The organism is Caballeronia sp. GAWG2-1 (genome assembly GCF_023631405.1).
In the GTDB taxonomy this organism is placed as follows: domain Bacteria; phylum Pseudomonadota; class Gammaproteobacteria; order Burkholderiales; family Burkholderiaceae; genus Caballeronia.
This window is the reverse complement of the sequence record NZ_JALQDD010000037.1, coordinates 33025-51424: the sequence shown is the minus strand read 5'-3', so window position 1 is coordinate 51424 and position 18400 is coordinate 33025. Positions and strand designations below refer to the sequence as shown.

Here is an 18400-nt window from a genome sequence, read left to right as displayed (position 1 = left end):
AAACATGACTCAAGCAATCGTTGGTGTATTCGATTCGTTTCAGCAAGCCGAAAGCGCGGTCGCGCGTCTCGTGGAAGGCGGTCTGGACCGCGCCGACATGGAAGTGCACGCCAGTGACGAGACGAGCGGCGCGGAACGTCCCGTGGTTGCAGATCGACCCGCTTCCGCTGCCACGGAAGAAGTCGGCATCGTCGGCAAGATCGAGAATTTCTTCGGTAACATGTTCGCTGGCGACGACCGGTCGGAAGACATCGGCAACTATCAGGAAGCGGTTCGTCGCGGTGGCGCGTTACTCACGGTCAACGTGAAGGAAGAATCACAGGTGCCGCTCGTGCGTTCGACGATGCACGAGGCGGGCGTCGTGGATATCGACGAACGCGTGGCGCATTGGAAAAGCGGCGGTTATGCGGGCTTCGATGCATCCGCAAAGCCGTTGACTTCGGATGAAGTGCTGGCCGATCGCCAGTCATTTGCGGTGACGCGTGAGTCGCTCGAAGTCGGCAAGCGCGAAGTCGAAACCGGCGGCGTGCGCGTCTATTCGCGCGCCACTGCAACGCCTGTCAGCGAGACCGTCAATCTGCGTGACGAGCATGCGACGATCGAGCGCCGTCCGGTCGACCGGCCCGCCACGGCCGCCGACCTGAAGGAAGGCTTCGTGGAAATTCGCGAGACGGCAGAACACGCCGTCGTCGCGAAGACCGCGCATGTCGTCGAGGAAGTCGTCGTGGGCCGGCAGGCAACCGAGCGCACCGAGACGATCAACGAGACACTGCGCGGCACGGATGTCGAAGTCGAACACGTCGAAGCCAAGAACGTCGACCCGGTGCGTGCGATCGACGGAGTGAGCCCGGTTGCGCCTGTCAAGCCGACCTCGCATTGAGCCCGCGCGACTGACCGACGAGGAAACGCCGGCGCCGGGCTTCGTCAGCCGGCGTGCATCCACTGCAAGACCTGCCGCCAGTCCGCCTGCGTCATGACGCCGAACCAGTGGTCATGATCGGCGGTCGGCAGGAGCATGAAACGCGCGCGTTCGTGTTCGTTTGCGAAGCGGCGCGCGTGCACCACCGGGATCAGCGTATCCAATTGCGCGCCCACGATCACGAGCGGGCCATCGTAATGCGACACGGCGGCGACGGAATCGAAGCCGTCGTGCAGCATCCAGCGGATCGGAAAAATCGGATATTTTTCGGCGGCGACGTCGGCGAGCGAGTCCCACGGCGTGATCAAAACGACGCCCGCGAGCGCTGCTTCATTGCCCTTCACGACCTGCGCGGCCATGCCCGCACCGAGCGACTCCCCAACGAGATAAAGCGGCCCGCGCCACTGCGCGATGGTGGCCGCCAACGCTTCCCGCGATGCGGCTAGCGCCGCCTTCATCGTGCGCTCTCCCGGGCGTCTGCCGTGCCCCGGATACTCGACGATCACCACCCTATACCCGTCACGCACGAACACGTCGGCGAGCGGCAATTTGGTGTCGGCCGACTCCTCGTTACCGTGATAAACCATGAACGTCCCGCGCGGTTCGCGCCCGGCCGGAGTGACGACATAGCCCGCGAATTGGTCGCGCACTTGCAACAGGTCGATGCTTGCACCGGCGTGCGGGACTGTGCGAAGATCCGGCGCGCTCGGAGTGGAAGGCAGAAGCATCCGGTCCTGCACCATAAAGAGCGTCAGCGCCGCAAGCAGATAAGCGGCGATGGCAAAGCGTAGACCGTGGGACAGCAGGGGCATGCGAATTCTCTCGTTCGACATCATCAAGCTTTTTCAGACGTTGAAAGCATAATCATTCCAGCGCCCGCGCGCCGCGAAAGCCCGTTATGCCTCACATGGCATTAAAGTCGCGCGCCGGAACGCCGATACCACGAGGACAGTCACACGCCTCGTGCAATAGCATGCATATCAGTAATTCTCGCCGATGGGCGCCGCGCGGCGGCAAACGATGGATCATCGCGGCAAGCGCGCTTTTCACCGCCGCACTCATCCGCACGCTGCTGCACCCGCTGCTTGGACCCGTCATGCCCGGAACGGCGTTTCTCATTGCCGCCGTTCTCGTCGAGTATTACTGCGGTCTTGCGCCGGCGGTTTGCGTGATGCTTGCCGGACTATGTATTGCCGACTTTCTCTTCGTGCCGCCCTATGCACGCATCGAGGACTTCGACCGCGCGGATATCAAGCTGCTCGTGTCGTATCCGTTGATCACCATCGTCATGATGACGCTCGTTGAGCGGCTCAAGCGCGCGCAGTATCGCGCCGAGTTGCTCGCTTCGGTGGCTCAGTCGCGCTATGAAATGCTCTTGCGTCACGACAACGAACGCCTCATCACGCGCCGGGCGACCGAGGAAATGCACCGGATGCTCCAGCACGTCACGCAATACAACCGTTCGCTGATTCTCATCAAGGCGCTCGATCCGACGACGCGCGTCTCGCCCGCCAATTTCGTCGCGGCGGCGAATTCCCCAGTTATCGACGATGACGCGCCGCGCGCCGGCATCGCATATGGCGCCAAGCATGCCGATGCCCACGGCGAAGATATTGCCCGCGTCAGCGATGCCCTTCTGCCGGGGCTTCACCGTATCCGGTTCCAGTCGGACGAGCAGGACTGGCGGCCCGTCGAATGTGTTTGCGAGCGCTTCGCCACGCCATCCGGCGATTATCTCGTCCTCCGTTCGGCTGCCTGACCATGAACATGCCTTACTTTCCCCCCGCCCAGAACCGGGATCACGCGGTCCTGCTGCTGCACGGCCTGTCCAGTTCGCCGCTCGAATTGCGCTTTCTCGCCCGCTATCTCGGTGAAGAGGGCTTCGCAACGCACACGCCGGAGTTGCCCGGATACAGCGCGGGCGCCGGACACGCTTCGATGGAAGAGTGGCTGCGCGCGGCCGTGGCGGAATTCGACGCGCTGGCGGCGCGGCATCGGCACGTTTCGGTGTGCGGCCTGTCGATGGGCGCGGCGCTCGCCGCCGCGGTCGCCCATGAACGCCCTTCCGCGCGCGCCCTGCTGTTGCTCTCGGTCACGCTCGACTATGACGGCTGGGCCATCCCGTGGTACCGATTCCTGCTCGACTGGGCGTACTACACGCCGTTGCGTACGCGTTATCGCTATCGCGAGCACGAGCCTTATGGTCTGCGCAATGAAGCGCTGCGCACGAAGATCGCCCGCGCGATGCAAAAAGGCGAGATCAGCGAAGTCGGCCCGGCATCCATTTCGATGCCCGCGCTGCACGAGGCCAGCCGTCTCGCGGCATCGGTGCGTGGCAAGCTGAAGCGCGTCACGAGCGACTGCCTCGTCATTCACGCTATCGACGACGAGACCTCGAGCCCGCACAACGCGCGATTCGTCGCGGCAAACGTAGGCGCGTCGTTCTTGCGGACCATCTGGCTCGACGACTCCTATCACATGATCACGTCCGACAACGAGCGCGAAGTGGTGGCGCGCGAATGCACGATGTTCCTGCGCGAGAGCGCATCTGCCTGCGACTCCACCGATGGCACAGGTCCCGTGATGTCGCGTGCCCTGGCGCGTCGGCTCCGGCAAACGGCTGCAGGAGCGAAAAGAGCATGAAGCGCGCGCAAACATTCATCGCGCGCACCTGCGTGGCGCTTGCGGCCGTGCTCGCATTTGGACCGGCACACGCCGCCGACGCGGACACGCAAACGAGCGGTGACTGGAAAATCTCGATCGGGCCAGGATTGTACGTGTTCCCCGAGTTTCCGGGATCGTCGCGGATCAAGGTATTTCCCTTGCCCGTGCAGGATATTTCCTGGCGCGACCGTATCTTTTCGCAAGGTCCGGACGTGCTCGGCGTCAACGTGCTGCGCGGGGAGAACTACCACGCAGGCATGTCGGTGAGTTTCGACTTTCAGTCGCGATCCTCGTCCGATGACGCGCGACTCGACGGCCTGCCCAACGTGCACTACGGACCGAAGCTGCGACTATTCGCCGATTACACGTACTGGGCATTCACCGGATCGACAGCCGTTTATCAGGACATCGGTGGCACCGGGCAAGGACTCACCGCGATGGCGGATCTCTATGTCTCCGCGCCCATCGGCAAATTGCTGCTGTCGGCGGGGCCGGGGCTGACTTGGGCCAATGGCGCTTATACGCGCACGTTCTTCGGCGTTTCACAGCCGGAAAGCGTGGCGTCCGGATTGCCGCAATACTCCACCGGCTCGGGCCTGCGCGACGTCCACTTCAATCTGGCCGCGAATTACACGATCTCTTCGCACTGGTCGGCCAACCTGGTCGCAGTCGTTGGCCGGCTCGAACGCTTCGCTGCCGGCAGCCCGATTACAGAACGCAGGTTGGATGTGAACGGAATGGCCTCGGTCGCATATCGCTTCTGAACGCAATCTATCAACCTGATTACATACAGATTCGAAAGAGCTTGAGATATCGGGCCTCACGCGCTTGCTTTAGAAATAAACTCCGCGCATTTAGTAAGACGTGAACTTGACGTCCCTTACGTTCCATCGCAACGTGCGTTAGCGCACAAAACCAGCCACGTCGCTGGCCATACTTGACCCACGTGACCTTCTTCTCGTCTGAAAGGCTGCGATTTTCACCGCGACTTATTCAGTAGCTGCATTATTTTGAATATGGCACATTGTGCGTGCCCTGCTTCGCCAAAACGGAATGAATATCTAATTCACGATGATCGCGAACGCCTTCAAAAATTGGATGCCCGACGAACTCTTCCTCCGTCTGCAGCATCGCAGGAAGATCGGGCGATTCCCGAGTCTTGCAAATCCCGAAACCTTCAACGAGAAAATGCTCCGGCGCAGTCTGAACCCGGACGCGCGCTTTACCGATCTGGCCGACAAGCTTATTGTGCGTGACTTCGTCAGGCGCGTGATCGGCGAAGAACATCTGATTCCGCTGCTCAAGGCGTCCGAGCTCTTCACCGAAGAGGATTTCGAGGCGTTGCCCGACTCCTTCGTCATGAAGGCCAATCACGGCAGCGGCTTCGTCAAGATCGTCCGCGACAAAGCGGAAACGAGTTATCAGGAACTGAGGACGCTTGCCGACCGGTGGCTTGCAACCGACTTTTCCAGAACCGGGCGCGAGCGGCATTACCGCGCGATTCAACCACGGCTGCTTTTCGAAGCCCTGCTTCTCGATGAACAAGGCAACATTCCCGCCGACTTCAAGATCCACTGCTTCAATCCCGAAGAGGGACCTTCCAAGCTGTTTGTCCTGCTGATCTCCGATCGCTATACGGGCCATCCGCGCGGAGATTTCTTCGATGAATCGTGGAACCATCTCGACATCAGGATCGGACACTATCCGCGTAGTGCGACGCCTTGCGAGCGCCCGGCCAACCTCGACGCGATCCTCGCCAAGGCAAGAGCGTTGTCGGCATCCTTCGACTATGTGCGCGTGGATCTTTATGCACCCGACTGCAAGATCTTCTTCGGCGAAATGACCTTCACGCCGGGCGGTGGACTATATCCCCTCTTCCCGGACAGCGTGGATTATCAGTGGGGGCAAATGTTGCAGGCAGCGCCTCTCTTATCTACGCCGAAAATGTCGACGCGGACGATCGGGTGAATCGGCGTGTGTACGGTTGTCGAAACGCTGACACCGCCCGCATTGGTCACTCAGGCGTGACGTGAACACACTGAGCCATCGGTTCGCGTCACGTCACATCGTTTCCCTAAAGCTCTTCCTCTTGAACAACGCCGCGTCCGCGGTTGGGTTGCATTTCGCAAGCCTTCGCTACCCGAAGCGTTCGTGCGTTATCGATGGTTCAAGATTTCGATCACGCTCTCTGCATTGTCTTTACGACGCATTCACGTTTTTTCATATTGCCGCCTCACAAGGCGCCGTTAAGGAAAAGCGTTTGCGCAACTCTGTAGTTCGAGAAGCGACCTGCAAATCCCCGCCGAATTCGTTCAGACTCGAAGTGTTCCGCGTAGTCCCTGGCGTCAACGCAGTCATCGCTTAACGCAGGTCTCGAGGGCTCTCGACCGCGCCTCTGGTCAAGGCAGCGCAGGCATCCTTTCGCCTTCGATTTATTAGTTCGCATTCCTACTATGTATAAAGAATGGCGATTTTATCGCAGAGTAATTGGAGTTTTCCGCGAGAAGGCGGATTAGCATATTCGATGATTGATCGACGTAGATTTTTAGCTAGCCTGGGCGCGTTGTCCGGAACCTATACATTGGCCGCCTGCGGAGGCGGAAGCGAAAGCGACGTACCGAACTCGACATCGAGCGCTTCCAGGCGGTCCAGACAACTGAATCCCACTGCAAGAGCGGAGTCGCAAGGCCCATCGCCGGATGGCACGACCATTCCTGACGCAACCGCGATCGTGGACAAACGCGGCTCCGTCTGGACGGTGAATAACGGCGTCGTATTTCAGAACGACACGGCAATATCCATTGCCAACGTTTCGATGCTTCTCTGGTCGGGCGGCAAGATCTATCAGAGAAACACGAGCGGGCAATTCTACGTGTGGTCGAATGACTGGCTACTTTGCCGCGACCCGCGCACACCGCTCGCAGCGCAATCCGGCATGTTCTTCGGCATGAACGGTCATTACGATTATCTCTACACGCCCGCGCAAACCATCGCTATTTTGAATGGCATGGGTTGCAGTATCTATCGGCTCGGGTGCAATGAGACGTCGGCTGAACTCAGACCTGTCGCAAGGATGGCGAGGGCCATGAACGGAACGGGCATCGAACTGTTCTGTCTGATTCAACAAGGATTGACGGATGACTGGGGTAACCTGTTCGGGAGCGAGGCCGCGGCATACGCCAAGGCCTACAGCACAGGCGTGACGGTCGCGAGCACGCTGAAGCCGTACGGCGTGACGATGTACGAATGCGGCAACGAACTCACGCGCCGAGCTCAGACTGTAATCGACTCGAATCGCGCCGGAACGGATGTCGCCGACTTCAACAACGATAACTGGCCGGTCATGCGCGGCGTCATGCGCGGATTGATCGACGGCGTGAAGGCCGCGCAGCCCGACGCCATGTGCGGCATCAACTTCTGCGTGGCGGATATCGGTGCATCGGACGCGTTATGGGAAGGCAATCAGCCGGACGGCACGAGCGGTCATCCCGTAGTCCGCTGGGACATGACGACATGGCATAACTACGAGGTCTATGGCGATTTGTTCGATATCGGTTCGGATGGCGCGGGCCCGCACTTCGACCTGCCGCAATACTGCAAGGCGCGTTACGGCGTTCCCTTCATGATTACCGAGTGGAACGCCAATCCCGAACAAAGCGACGACTACCGGAGCGCGTTCGTGCAGTCCCGATTGCAATCGTTCTACGATGCCCGCAAGACGCACAACATTCAATCCACCATGTATTACGTGCTCGACAGCGGCGACCACACCTTCGGCATCATGCACAACAGCGTGCCGATCTTGCCGACGTATCTGAGCTTCGTGAATTTCGTCCGCTCGCACGCGGATTCCTGAAACCGCGCAAACCGCATCACGTTGCGATCTCGCGCGCTTCGCCCGCGCGCGCCTCGACCAGAATGGCCTCCAGTTCCGCGTGCAACGTGCGGTTGTTGAAGTTCGTTTCGATAGTGTGCCGCGCGGTCGCGCGCATCTTGTCGGTGTCGATCTGTCCTTTGGCGATTTTTTCGAGCGCGGCGGAAATGCTCGGCCCCGAACGCTCGTCGACGAGCACGCCGGTCTCGCCATCCACCACGAGCTCGGGAATGCCGCTATGACGCGTTGCGACGACGATCGCGCCGGTAGCCATTGCTTCCATGATCGACACCGGAATGCCTTCCATGTCGCCGTTGGCGGCCGTCACGGACGGCAGCAGAAACACGTCGGTGCGCTTTAGTTCCGCGAACACTTCGTCCTGTGCGCGCGCGCCGAGAAAGTTGACCGGATTGCGGTTATTCGCGGCCATCGCGCGCAAGTCGGCCTCAAGTGGGCCGTAGCCGATCACGTTGTATTCCACGGGCAGGCTGCAATCGCGAACGCCGGCAATCGCATATTCAAGGCCTTTTTTCTCGACGAATCTTCCCACGCTCAGCACTTTGAGCGGGCGTCCGGGCTTCTGCTTGTCGGTCGCAAGCGGCAGTTGCTCGACATCCACTCCCACGTGATGCACGAGCGTCCGCGATGCAGGCGCGCCCCAGTCGATCAGGCGCATCCGCCAGAATTCGCTGACCGGGAGCGACAGCGACCCCCTTCCGAAGAGCTGCTTGTAGTGCGGCAGATAACGCTTGACGAGCGCTTCATCGCTCATGTCGAAGCCATGAAAGACGGTGGAGATAGGGCCTTCGAAATAGCCCGCATCGCGCAGATACATGGCGCGCACGCCGAGGGGACCGAAATGTGCGATTACCGCGTCGAAACTTTCGTGCGACATCGCTCCGCCGCCCGAGAGGTCGAACAGCGTCGAGCGGCAACCGGATGTCGCCGCGCGCCAGGCCACGCCAATGCGTTTGCGTCCTTCCGGCGTTGACAGTGAGCTCAGTCCGAAGCGCGCCAGATGCGCAATGCGTGCCGCCGTGCCCTGTTTGCGACGAAATCTGCGTAATTCGATCTGGCCTTTGAGCGGATCGTCGGCGCCTTCGTCATAGCGCGCCGCAAGGACGACCACATGATGTCCTCGTTCCGCGAATCCCGCGATCTGACGGACCACGAAGGTTTCCGATGCAACAGGATAGCTGTCGACAACAAACGCGATTTTCATGCGCCTCTCCGCTTCCGCATCATTTTTCATGATGCGGGTACGCTAGTAAGGGGGACGAATCAAATGGTGTGCACGCTTGCCATGCCTTGTTGTCCACACCTGCCCATCGTTCGATAGTGCTCAGGCCAGCATAGTCCAAAATGCCACGCATTGTTGCTTTGCCGCTGGCGCTTCGTTCATCGGTGCCTTTATCTTTGCGCGTCGATGCGCAATTACGCACACCGATGGATCATGCTTTCATCGCGGCAAGTTCCAGACCATGTTGAACAAAGGCGTGAGTCACGCCTTAGGGCCGACAACATGAGCAAGCAATTTGCCAGACCGTCGAACGCAACATACTCGCGCACACGCCAACGCTCGCGATCGCTTGAGGAATGAACGAAGCAGCCACTGGTTAAATTCCACACGTTATGTATTTTTCGTGGAATATAAGCTGATTATTCGTCTGGATATTGTAAAAAGGCACAGGGACGGTTCGCTTGGGCCTCTTAACGGACGCGCACCTATCGCCTGCGACCGAGCATCGACATACCCGCAAACTGTGCCGCGTCGCCAAGCGCTTCTTCAACGCGAATCGCCTCGTTCCACTTGGCCATGCGTTCCGAGCGCGAGAACGAGCCGACTTTGAGCTGGCCCGCATTCCAGCCAACGGCAAGATGCACGATGGTCGTATCCTCCGTCTCACCCGAGCGCGCCGATACGATCGTGCCAAACCCCGCGTTCTTTCCCGCTTCCAGCGCCGCATGCGTCTCCGTCACCGTACCCGCCTGATTCAACTTGATGAGGACAGCGTTGACATCGCGTTGCTCGGCGGCCTTTGCGATGCGCGCCGCGTTCGTCACGAGGTAATCGTCGCCGATCACCTGCACGCGTCCTCCCACGGCTGCCGTGAGTCGGCGCAAGCCGGCCGCATCGTCCTCGCTCAACGGGTCTTCCATCGACACGATCGGGTAACGGTCGCACCATCGGAGCATCAGTTCGCACATGGCGTCGCTGTCGAGCTCGCGGCGCTCCAGGCCGAGCTTGTAACGCCCGCCCGAGCCGAATTCGGATGCGGCGATATCGAGCGAAATGGCGACTTGCTCGCCCGGAACGAACCCCGCTTCTTCGATAGCCGCGACGAGCGTATCCAGCGCCGCTTCGTTGCTCTCGAACGCGGGCCAGTGCCCGCCTTCGTCGGCGACACCGGCAAGATGACCACGCTTCGCCATGATCCTGCCCGCAGCCAGATAGACCTCGGCGGTCATCTCCAGCGCTTCGTCGAAACTTTTCGCGGATGGCGCCATGACCATCAGGTCCTGAATATCGATACGCCGGCCAGCGTGCGCGCCGCCGCCGAAGATCTGGATTTCCGGGATCGGAATGCTGACGGTTCGGCCGTTGGCGACATAAGCCCACAGCGGCTGCCGACGGTCTGCCGCCGCGGCATGCAGAACCGAAAGCGACGTCGCGATCAACGCATTGCCGCCAAGCCGCGATTTGTCCTCGGTGCCATCGAGTTCGATCAGACGCGCATCGATTTGCGTCTGCCCGAGCGCATCCATGCCGATAAGCGCCGCCGCGATTTCATCGTCGATACCGCGTAACGCATCGCTCACGCCGAAGCCGCCCAGCGCGGCCGCCCCGTCGCGCCGATCCACCGCCTCGAAACGCCCGCGAGAAGCACCCGCCGGGGCCATGCCGCGTCCTTTGGCGCCGCTTGCCAGCGTCACTTCCACTTCCACGGTCGGACGTCCGCGCGAATCCCAAATGCGGCGGCCGTGGACGGATGCAATCGCGCTGCTCATATTCAGACTCCCGCGGGTTTATCGATGGATGCCGCCTCGTTCCAGCGCTTTCGCCATTGCGCAAGGGAATCGACCGGTTCGATGAGAAGGCCGCGCGCAAGTTCGCGCACCGCCTGTATGGCGGCTGGATCTTGCAGATACTCGACGGGCGATTTGCCATCGACCCGCGCGAGCAACAACGCCGGCAAGAGCCGCGCGCAACGCAGATCCATCCGTTCCGCTGGTTCCCAATCGACGGCCGCCAGATATCGACCGCTCAGTGCGTCGAAGCTTCCGGCATAGCGTTCACGCCAATGCGGATTGAGAAAGCTCTTCAGGACGAGGTGATTCAGGCAGAACGCGAGGTCGAAGGCCGGATCGCCGAAGGTTGCGCATTCGGCATCGAGAAAGACGGGGCCGTCGGCACCGCACAGGATGTTCTTCGGGCTCACGTCGCCATGAACCAGCGCGATGCGCGCAGCCGAAACCGAATCCGCCAGATCGCCGAGTGTATTCGCCAGGTCGGGATGACGCGCGGCTGTCGCCCGCAGATAAGGCTCGATGCGGATGGACTCGAAGGTATCGTGATTCGCGAACTGCGCCGCGAGCGCAGCCGAACCCGCGCTTCTCTCATGAATCTGCGCAAGAAAGAAACCGACTTGCGCGGCGAAGGTGTCGTCGATCTCGCCTTTCAGCAGCTTCGCCTTCCAGACGGGGTTATGTTCCGCAGGAAGATACGCCATCGCGAAGCAGCCGAGCGGCGCGTCTTCGAACAGAAGCGCAGGCACCGCGTGCGGCAGCCAGGTCGCGACACAGCGCAGCCACGCGGCTTCGGCGGCATTGCGGCTGACGGGCGCATGCCAGTCCGCCGCGACCTTGAGCTTGCCGAGCGCGCGCTTGATGCAGAACGTAGCGCGGCGCGCATCGACGCGCCAGATATCCGAAGACACGCCACCCGTCAGGCGCGTGAAGCGCGGTTCTTCGTCGGCATCGAGCAGGCGATGCTGGCGCAACGCGTCAACAAGGTGCGCGAGGTCGGTGGCTTCGGTCATCGAATGTCGGCCGGGCGTTTGGCGAGTTCGGCAAAGTAGGTCCCGGCCTCATGTTATGGGATCGCGCAAGCAGGTGCAACGCGGATGGTAAAGTCACCAGACCATCACATCCGAGGACCGCATATGCGTCTCTTGCTCGCACTCATTCTTCCGTGGCTGCAGTTCTTCACGATCGGCCGACCGATTGCCGGCATCATCTGCCTGCTTCTTCAGATCACGTTGATTGGCTGGATTCCCGCCGCGATCTGGTCGGTCTATGCGCTCAGCCAGTACAACACCGAGAAGAAAATCCAGCGCGCCTTCGGAGCGCGCGGCTGACAGGCAGAACGCGCGGGCGTCAATGGGAATGGCGCGGAACATCGGCGCCACGGCATCCCACGAGAAAGTCGAAGTCGCAGCCCTGATCGGCTTGCAAAACGTGATCGATATACAGCTTGCCGTAGCCGCTCGTGTTCTCGCCCGCTTTGCGCGGTTCTTCCGCCCAGCGGGCGAGACGCGTCCTCAGCGTCTCGTCGCTGATGTCCAAATGCAGGCGCCCCGCGAAGCAGTCCATCTCGATCCAGTCGCCTTCTTCCACCACCGCGAGCGGACCACCGGCGCGCGCTTCGGGCGCTACATGCAGCACCACCGTGCCGTAAGCCGTGCCGCTCATGCGGGCGTCGGAGATGCGCACCATGTCGGTCACGCCCTGCGCCAACAGCTTCGGCGGCAAGCCCATGTTGCCGACTTCGGCCATGCCCGGATAACCCTTCGGGCCGCAGTTCTTCATGACCAGGATCGAATCGGCGGTGACGTTCAATTCGGGATCGCCGATCCTCGCCTTGTAGTCGTCGAAGTTCTCGAACACGACCGCCCGGCCGCGATGCTTGAGCAACGCCGGCGTCGCGGCGGACGGCTTGAGCACCGCGCCGTTCGGCGCGAGATTGCCTCGCAAAATGCACAGCGCGCCGTCTTCCACGAGCGGGCGGTCGAGTGGACGAATCACCTCGGCGTCGTGGATGGGCGCGTCTTTCGTGTTGTCCCAGAGTGAGCGGCCGTTGGCTGTCAGCGCGTCGGGATACGGCAGCAAGCCCGCTTCGCCCAGACGCCGGATCACGCCGGGCAAACCGCCCGCGTAGTAAAACTCTTCCATCAGAAAGCGTCCGGACGGTTGCAAGTCGACGAGCGTCGGCGTGCCGCGGCCGATGCGCGTCCAGTCGTCGAGTTCCAGGTCCACGCCGATACGGCCGGCAATCGCCTTCAGATGGATGGTCGCATTCGTCGATCCGCCAATCGCCGCGTTGACGCGAATCGCGTTTTCGAACGCCTGCCGCGTGAGGAGTTTCGAGAGCCGCAAGTCGTCGAGCGCCATCTCCACGATCCGCATGCCCGACATGTGCGCGAGCACGTAGCGCCTGGCATCCACCGCGGGAATCGCCGCGTTGTGCGGCAAGGTCACGCCGAGCGCTTCGGCCATGCACGCCATGGTCGATGCCGTCCCCATGGTGTTGCAGGTTCCAGCCGAACGCGACATGCCTGCTTCCGCCGACATGAATTCATGCAGCGTGATCTTGCCCGCCTTCACCTGCTCGCTCAGTTGCCACACGACGGTGCCCGAACCGATATCGCGACCCTGATGCTTGCCGTTGAGCATCGGGCCGCCGCTGACCGCGATCGCGGGCACATCGCAACTCGCCGCGCCCATCAGCAAGGCGGGCGTGGTCTTGTCGCAGCCGACCAGCAGCACGACGGCATCGACGGGATTGCCGCGAATGGATTCCTCCACGTCCATGCTGGCGAGATTGCGCGTCAACATGGCCGTAGGCCGCAGATTCGATTCGCCGTTGGAAAACACCGGAAACTCCACCGGAAAGCCGCCCGCCTCGAAGACGCCGCGCTTCACGTGCTCCGCGATCTTCCTGAAATGCGCGTTGCAAGGCGTGAGTTCCGACCACGTATTGCAGATGCCGATAATCGGCTTGCCCTGAAACTCGTGGTCCGGAATGCCCTGATTCTTCATCCAGCTTCGATACATGAAGCCGTTCTTGTCCTGGGTTCCGAACCATTGAGCGGAACGGAGCAGGCGTTTTTCATTGGGCATGACGGATTCTCGACGAGGGTGGCAGGGTATGCGTGCTTATGTGTTGCTTATGTACGTGCTTCAGGTTCTGGGGACCATCGCGAGCGGCTCGGCTTTGCTCGCGGTATCGGACGGCAAAGGCGTGCGCGGCTCTTTCGATCCGATGCCTTCGCCGAGCTTCGTCCCATTCGATTTACGGCGCGCGGCATGACGTTCGATGACTCGCTGCAACAGACAGAACGCGCACAGAAGCGCGCCGATCACGATGCGCGTCCACCATGAACTGAGCGTGCCGTCGAACGTAATCAACGTCTGGATGGTGCCGAGAATGCCGACGCCGAACACCGAACCGATCACATAGCCCACGCCGCCCGTGAGCAAGGTTCCGCCGATCACCGTCGCGGCGATGGCGTCGAGTTCCATGCCCTGCCCTTGCAGTCCGTAGCCCGAGAGCACGTATAGCGTGAACACCACGCCGCCGAGCGCCGAGCAGAAACCCGAGAGCGCATAGACGCCGACCTTGGTGCGCGCGACGGGCAAGCCCATCAGCAGCGCCGAGCGTTCGTTGCCGCCGACCGCATACACGTTGCGTCCGAAGCGCGTGAAGTGGGCGACGAAGATCGCCACGATCAGCGTGACGATGGCGATCAGCGCGCCCGTCGTGAGCGACGCGCCGCCGACATCCACATGAAAGGCGGACAGCGCGCGGAACGTGGAATCGGTGATGGTGATGGATTGCGTCGTGATGAGAAAGCAGGCGCCGCGCGCGAGGAACATCCCGGCCAGCGTGACGATGAACGGTTGCAGCCTGAAGAAGTGGATGAGCGCGCCCATCGCCGCGCCATAGCAGGCGCCGAAGGCCAGCACGAGCGGCACGATGATCCACACCGGCCAGTGCAGACGTTCGGCGAACACGGCGCACAGGATCGTCGTCAAAGCGACGACCGAGCCGACCGACAAATCGATGCCGCCCGAGACGATCACGAACGTCATGCCAATGGCGACGATCAGCAAGAACGCGTTGTCGATCAGCAAGCCGAGCAGCACTTGCAGCGAGAAGAAGCCGGTGTACATCACCGAGCCGAAACCGAACAGAGCCGCGAACAGAACGACGGTGACGACGATAGGCAAGATGCGCGGGTCCGTCAGACGGTCGAAGAAACTTTTCATCGGGATGCCTCCGCGAGCGGCTGTTTCGAAGCGGACGGAAAGACGCGTCGCAACTGCCGCATCAGCACGGCGCGCGCGGTGGACGACTGAATCACGCTGACGACGAGCACCACCGCTGCCTTCACCACGAGCGTCGCTTCGGGCGGCACGCCGATGGAATAAGTCGTGTAGGTGAGCGTCTGGATGATGAGCGCGCCGAGCACCGTGCCTGCAAGACTGAAGCGCCCGCCGAGCAGCGAAGTGCCGCCGAGCGTGACGGCGAGAATCGCGTCGAGTTCGAGCAGGAGACCGGCGTTGTTGCCGTCGGCGCTGCGCACGTTCGAACTGGCGAGAATGCCCGCCATGGACGCGGTCAACCCGGAGAATGCATACACGCCGAACACGATCACGTTCGAGCGCAAGCCGACGAGCCGGGTTGCAACCGGATTCACGCCGATAGCCCGAATGAAAAGCCCGAGCGCGGTGCGATCGACGAGAAGCGCCGTGAGGATGAGCGCGCCCGCCGCGATCCACACGGAACACGGGACGCCCGCCAGATAGCCGCCGCCGACCATCAAATAAGCCTGCGCGCCGATCGGGATGATCTGGCCGCCCGTCAGCAACTGCGCGACGCCGCGTCCCGCAACCATCAGGATGAGCGTCGCGATGATCGGCTGCATGCCGATGAACGCCACCAGCAAGCCGTTCCACATGCCCGCGAGAACGCCGGCCGCGAGCGCCGCCGCAATGGCAAGCGTCACGCGGGAAGGATCGTCGGCGAGGATCGTGGCGGCCGTCGCGCCGGCAATCGCGACGATCGCGCCCACCGAGATATCGATGCCGCGCGTCGCTATCACGAGCGTCATGCCGAGCGCGACGAGCACGAGCGGCGCCGCGCGATTCAGAATATCGACGGGCGCGCCGAACAGGTGGCCATCGAGCATGGCAATCGACAGGAACCGCGGGTTATGCGCCAGATCGAGCAGACACAGCGCGACGAGCGTCACGCAGGGCCACACGAGCGGATGCTGCAAGACACCTTTGATACGGTTCATTGCGAACCTCCCGCGATCAGCCGATACACCTCGTCTTCCGAGGTCGTATGTCCCGCGACCTCGGCGACCTTGCGCCGGTCGCGCAACACCGCAATCCGGTGACTCACGCGCACGACCTCGCTCACTTCGGACGAGATGAAGAGAATGCCGAGCCCTTTCGCGCAGAGCGCGAGCACGCGGTCCATGATCTCGAACTTCGCGGCCACGTCTATGCCGCGCGTCGGTTCATCGAGAATCAGCATGCGCGGCTCCGTTGCAAGCCAGCGCGCGAGCAGCACCTTTTGCTGATTGCCGCCCGAGAGCAGACCGATAGGCTGCTCGGCATCGCGCGCCTTGATGCCTAGCTGCTCGATATAGTCGTCGGCGATCTCGAGTTGCTTCGCCTTCCGAATGCAGCGCCAAAGCCCGAGCCGCGCCTGAAGCGCCAGGATGATGTTCTCGCGAATCGACAGGTCGGCGATAATGCCTTCCTTCTTGCGATCCTCCGGGCAATAGCCGATGCCCTGACGCACCGCATCGCGCGGCGAATGCAGCTTGACCGGCTTGCCGGACACCTTCGTCGCGCCTGCATCGGAACGCTCCGCGCCGAAGAGAAGCCGCGCGGTTTCCGTGCGCCCCGAACCGAGCAAGCCCGCGAGCCCGAGTATCTGACCCGGCTGCACGTCGAGATCCACGGGATTCATCAAGCCGCGACGGCCCACGCCGCGCATTTCGAGAAACGGCGCCGCCGCGCCTCGTTGCGCGGGCGGCTCGGAAGCCGCGCGCTTCAGGCGCTCGGTCATGCGTTCGTGGCCCACCATCTTCGACACGAGCAGTTCGACCGGAAGATCTTTCGCGAGATATTCGCCTTCGCGCTCGCCATTGCGCATGACCGTGATGCGATCCGATACCGCGTAGGTCTGTTCCAGAAAGTGCGTCACGAAGAGAATCGCGAGACCTGAATGGCGGAGCTTGCGCAACACGTCGAAGAGTCGCGTGACTTCGCCGTCGTCGAGACTGGAGGTCGGTTCATCGAGGATCAGGACGCGCGCATCGACCGACAAGGCACGCGCAATCGCCACCATCTGCTGCACGGCGATGGGATACGTATCGAGCGATTTCGTGACGTCCACCGAAACGTTGAGGTCCGCGAGCGCCTTTTGCGCCCGCACGTGGATGCTCTTCCAGTCGATCGCGCCATGCCGCTTCAACTGCCTGCCGGCGAAGACGTTCTCCGCCACCGAGAGATTCGGACACAGGTTCACTTCCTGATAGAGCGTGCGAATTCCGGCGGCTTCCGCTTCCATGGGCGCGGCGAAATTCACGGGACTGCCACCGAGCCGGATCTCGCCTGCATCGTGCTCGTGGACGCCCGTCAGCACATTGATGAGCGTCGATTTGCCGGCGCCGTTCTGCCCCATCAACGTATGAATCTCGCCCGGAAACAAACGAAAATCGACGTTGTGCAGTGCGCGCACGCCGGGGAACGACTTGGACAAACCGATGGTTTCGAGCACGGGTGTGTCGGTCATGGATATCGCCGGAAAGGGAATGAGTCGTCCATCGCGCTCACATGATGGCGCGATGGACGTGCGATGGCGCCCGAGCTTCAGTATTTGCGCTGCGGCAGCGTGGCCGCGGCGACGCTCATCGGGAAAATGGTCTCTTCGGTCACGATACGCTTGGGCAGTTCCTTGCCCGCGACCACATCCTTCACCGCGGTCATCAACTGCGGGCCGAGCAGCGGACTGCATTCCACGTCCACGTTGATCTTGCCCGCGACCATGGCGTCGAAACCGCCCTTGGTTGCATCGAACGAAACGACCGTGATGTCCTTGCCCGGCTTCATGCCCGCCTCCTCCATTGCCTGAATGGCGCCGAGCGCCATGTCGTCGTTATGCGCGTAGACCACGTTGATCTGCTTGCCGTAGGTCTTCGCGAAGGCTTCCATGACCTGCTTGCCGCCAGCGAGCGTGAAGTCGCCGCTTTGCGAGGCGATCACCTTGAATTTGGGATCGTTCTTGATGACTTCGAGCAGACCCGCACGCCGGTCGTTCGCTGGCGCCGATCCCACCGTGCCCTGCAACTCGACGATGTTGATCGGCCCCTTCTCGTTCTTGTAGCGTTCTTCCAGCCACTTGCCGCCGCGCCGGCCTTCTTCGAGGAAGTCCGAGCCGATCATCGTCACATAGAGCGACTTGTCTTTCACGTCGATGTTGCGGTCGGTCAGGATCACGGGAATCTTGGCGTTTTTCGCTTCGATGAGAATCGGCTCCCAGCCCGACTCGACGACCGGCGAGAACGCGATCACATCGACCTTCTGCGCAATGTAGGAGCGTATGGCCTTGATCTGATTTTCCTGCTTCTGCTGGGCGTCGGAGAATTTGAGGTTGATGCCCGCGTCTTTCGCGGCGGACTTGACCGAGACCGTATTGGCCGTGCGCCAGGCGCTTTCCGCGCCGACCTGTGCGAAGCCGAGCGTGATCTTCTTGTCGTCGGCGTGTGCATTCACACTCGCGGCGAGTACCAGCACCGAACCAAGCATTGCGCCGAGCACCGCGCGTCGGGTCTGTTTCATGGCTGTCTCCTGATTGGATCATGTGCGCCGCGGCTCGAAGTCCGGGGTCGAAGGCTCAGGCTGAGCCCCGGGCAAGGTTAGCC

16 protein-coding genes are annotated in these 18400 nt (G+C 61.7%); 7 read left to right on the top strand and 9 right to left on the bottom strand.

Annotation, left to right across the window (positions count from 1 at the left end):
* Window positions 1–4: 4 nt before the first annotated feature.
* Window positions 5–880: a YsnF/AvaK domain-containing protein gene (locus NCR98_RS24120; protein WP_250527535.1), complete on the top strand. Its 876-nt coding sequence runs from the start codon at window positions 5–7 to the stop codon at window positions 878–880.
* Window positions 881–924: 44 nt separating this feature from the next.
* On the opposite strand, the gene NCR98_RS24115 is transcribed toward NCR98_RS24120, so the two are convergent.
* Window positions 925–1731: an alpha/beta hydrolase gene (locus NCR98_RS24115; RefSeq protein WP_250527534.1), complete on the bottom strand. Its 807-nt coding sequence runs from the start codon at window positions 1729–1731 to the stop codon at window positions 925–927.
* Window positions 1732–1892: 161 nt separating this feature from the next.
* Between NCR98_RS24115 and NCR98_RS24110 the strand changes: the two genes are divergently transcribed.
* From NCR98_RS24110 to NCR98_RS24090, 5 genes are all read left to right on the top strand, one after another.
* Window positions 1893–2678, top strand: a complete 786-nt coding sequence (locus NCR98_RS24110) for a DUF4118 domain-containing protein (protein ID WP_250527533.1) — start codon at window positions 1893–1895, stop codon at window positions 2676–2678.
* An 8-nt stretch (window positions 2679–2686) separates the two neighbouring features.
* On the top strand, window positions 2687–3562 hold the full coding sequence (locus NCR98_RS24105; RefSeq protein ID WP_250527532.1) for an alpha/beta hydrolase: 876 nt from the start codon (window positions 2687–2689) through the stop codon (window positions 3560–3562).
* Window positions 3559–4347, top strand: a complete 789-nt coding sequence (locus tag NCR98_RS24100; RefSeq protein WP_250527531.1) for a MipA/OmpV family protein — start codon at window positions 3559–3561, stop codon at window positions 4345–4347. Before NCR98_RS24105 ends, NCR98_RS24100 begins: the two co-directional genes overlap by 4 nt.
* A 334-nt stretch (window positions 4348–4681) precedes the next feature.
* Window positions 4682–5551, top strand: a complete 870-nt coding sequence (locus tag NCR98_RS24095) for an ATP-grasp fold amidoligase family protein (RefSeq protein ID WP_244830253.1) — start codon at window positions 4682–4684, stop codon at window positions 5549–5551.
* A gap of 556 nt (window positions 5552–6107) precedes the next feature.
* On the top strand, window positions 6108–7439 hold the full coding sequence (locus tag NCR98_RS24090) for a hypothetical protein (protein WP_250527530.1): 1332 nt from the start codon (window positions 6108–6110) through the stop codon (window positions 7437–7439).
* Window positions 7440–7455: 16 nt separating this feature from the next.
* Here the strand turns inward: NCR98_RS24090 and NCR98_RS24085 are convergent, their stop codons facing one another.
* The 3 genes from NCR98_RS24085 to NCR98_RS24075 form a co-directional block, all read right to left on the bottom strand.
* Window positions 7456–8679 carry a glycosyltransferase gene (locus tag NCR98_RS24085; protein ID WP_250527529.1) on the bottom strand — a complete coding sequence of 408 codons (1224 nt, stop codon included), beginning with the start codon at window positions 8677–8679 and terminating at the stop codon, window positions 7456–7458.
* Between the two features lie 503 nt (window positions 8680–9182).
* The gene (gene eno / locus NCR98_RS24080; RefSeq protein ID WP_250527528.1) at window positions 9183–10466 is read right to left on the bottom strand and encodes a phosphopyruvate hydratase; all 1284 of its coding nucleotides are present in this window, start codon (window positions 10464–10466) and stop codon (window positions 9183–9185) included.
* Window positions 10467–10468: 2 nt separating this feature from the next.
* Window positions 10469–11497 (bottom strand): phosphotransferase family protein, encoded by a 1029-nt coding sequence (locus NCR98_RS24075; protein ID WP_250527527.1) that lies wholly within the window; start codon window positions 11495–11497, stop codon window positions 10469–10471.
* A 123-nt stretch (window positions 11498–11620) separates the two neighbouring features.
* On the opposite strand from NCR98_RS24075, the gene NCR98_RS24070 reads away from it, so the two are divergent.
* Window positions 11621–11815 carry a YqaE/Pmp3 family membrane protein gene (locus NCR98_RS24070; RefSeq protein ID WP_244830248.1) on the top strand — a complete coding sequence of 65 codons (195 nt, stop codon included), beginning with the start codon at window positions 11621–11623 and terminating at the stop codon, window positions 11813–11815.
* Between the two features lie 19 nt (window positions 11816–11834).
* Here NCR98_RS24070 and NCR98_RS24065 read toward each other — a convergent pair whose 3' ends face one another.
* The 5 genes from NCR98_RS24065 to NCR98_RS24045 form a co-directional block, all read right to left on the bottom strand.
* Window positions 11835–13577, bottom strand: a complete 1743-nt coding sequence (locus tag NCR98_RS24065; RefSeq protein ID WP_250494292.1) for an IlvD/Edd family dehydratase — start codon at window positions 13575–13577, stop codon at window positions 11835–11837.
* A 60-nt stretch (window positions 13578–13637) separates the two neighbouring features.
* Window positions 13638–14726, bottom strand: a complete 1089-nt coding sequence (gene yjfF, locus NCR98_RS24060) for a galactofuranose ABC transporter, permease protein YjfF (protein WP_250527526.1) — start codon at window positions 14724–14726, stop codon at window positions 13638–13640.
* The gene (locus NCR98_RS24055; RefSeq protein WP_250527525.1) at window positions 14723–15760 is read right to left on the bottom strand and encodes an ABC transporter permease; all 1038 of its coding nucleotides are present in this window, start codon (window positions 15758–15760) and stop codon (window positions 14723–14725) included. The genes yjfF and NCR98_RS24055 overlap by 4 nt, the downstream gene beginning before the upstream one ends.
* Complete coding sequence (locus NCR98_RS24050; protein WP_250527524.1) at window positions 15757–17271, bottom strand: sugar ABC transporter ATP-binding protein; 1515 nt, start codon at window positions 17269–17271, stop codon at window positions 15757–15759. Before NCR98_RS24050 ends, NCR98_RS24055 begins: the two co-directional genes overlap by 4 nt.
* A gap of 77 nt (window positions 17272–17348) precedes the next feature.
* Window positions 17349–18284 (bottom strand): ABC transporter substrate-binding protein, encoded by a 936-nt coding sequence (locus NCR98_RS24045; RefSeq protein ID WP_370652268.1) that lies wholly within the window; start codon window positions 18282–18284, stop codon window positions 17349–17351.
* Window positions 18285–18400 lie beyond the last annotated feature (116 nt).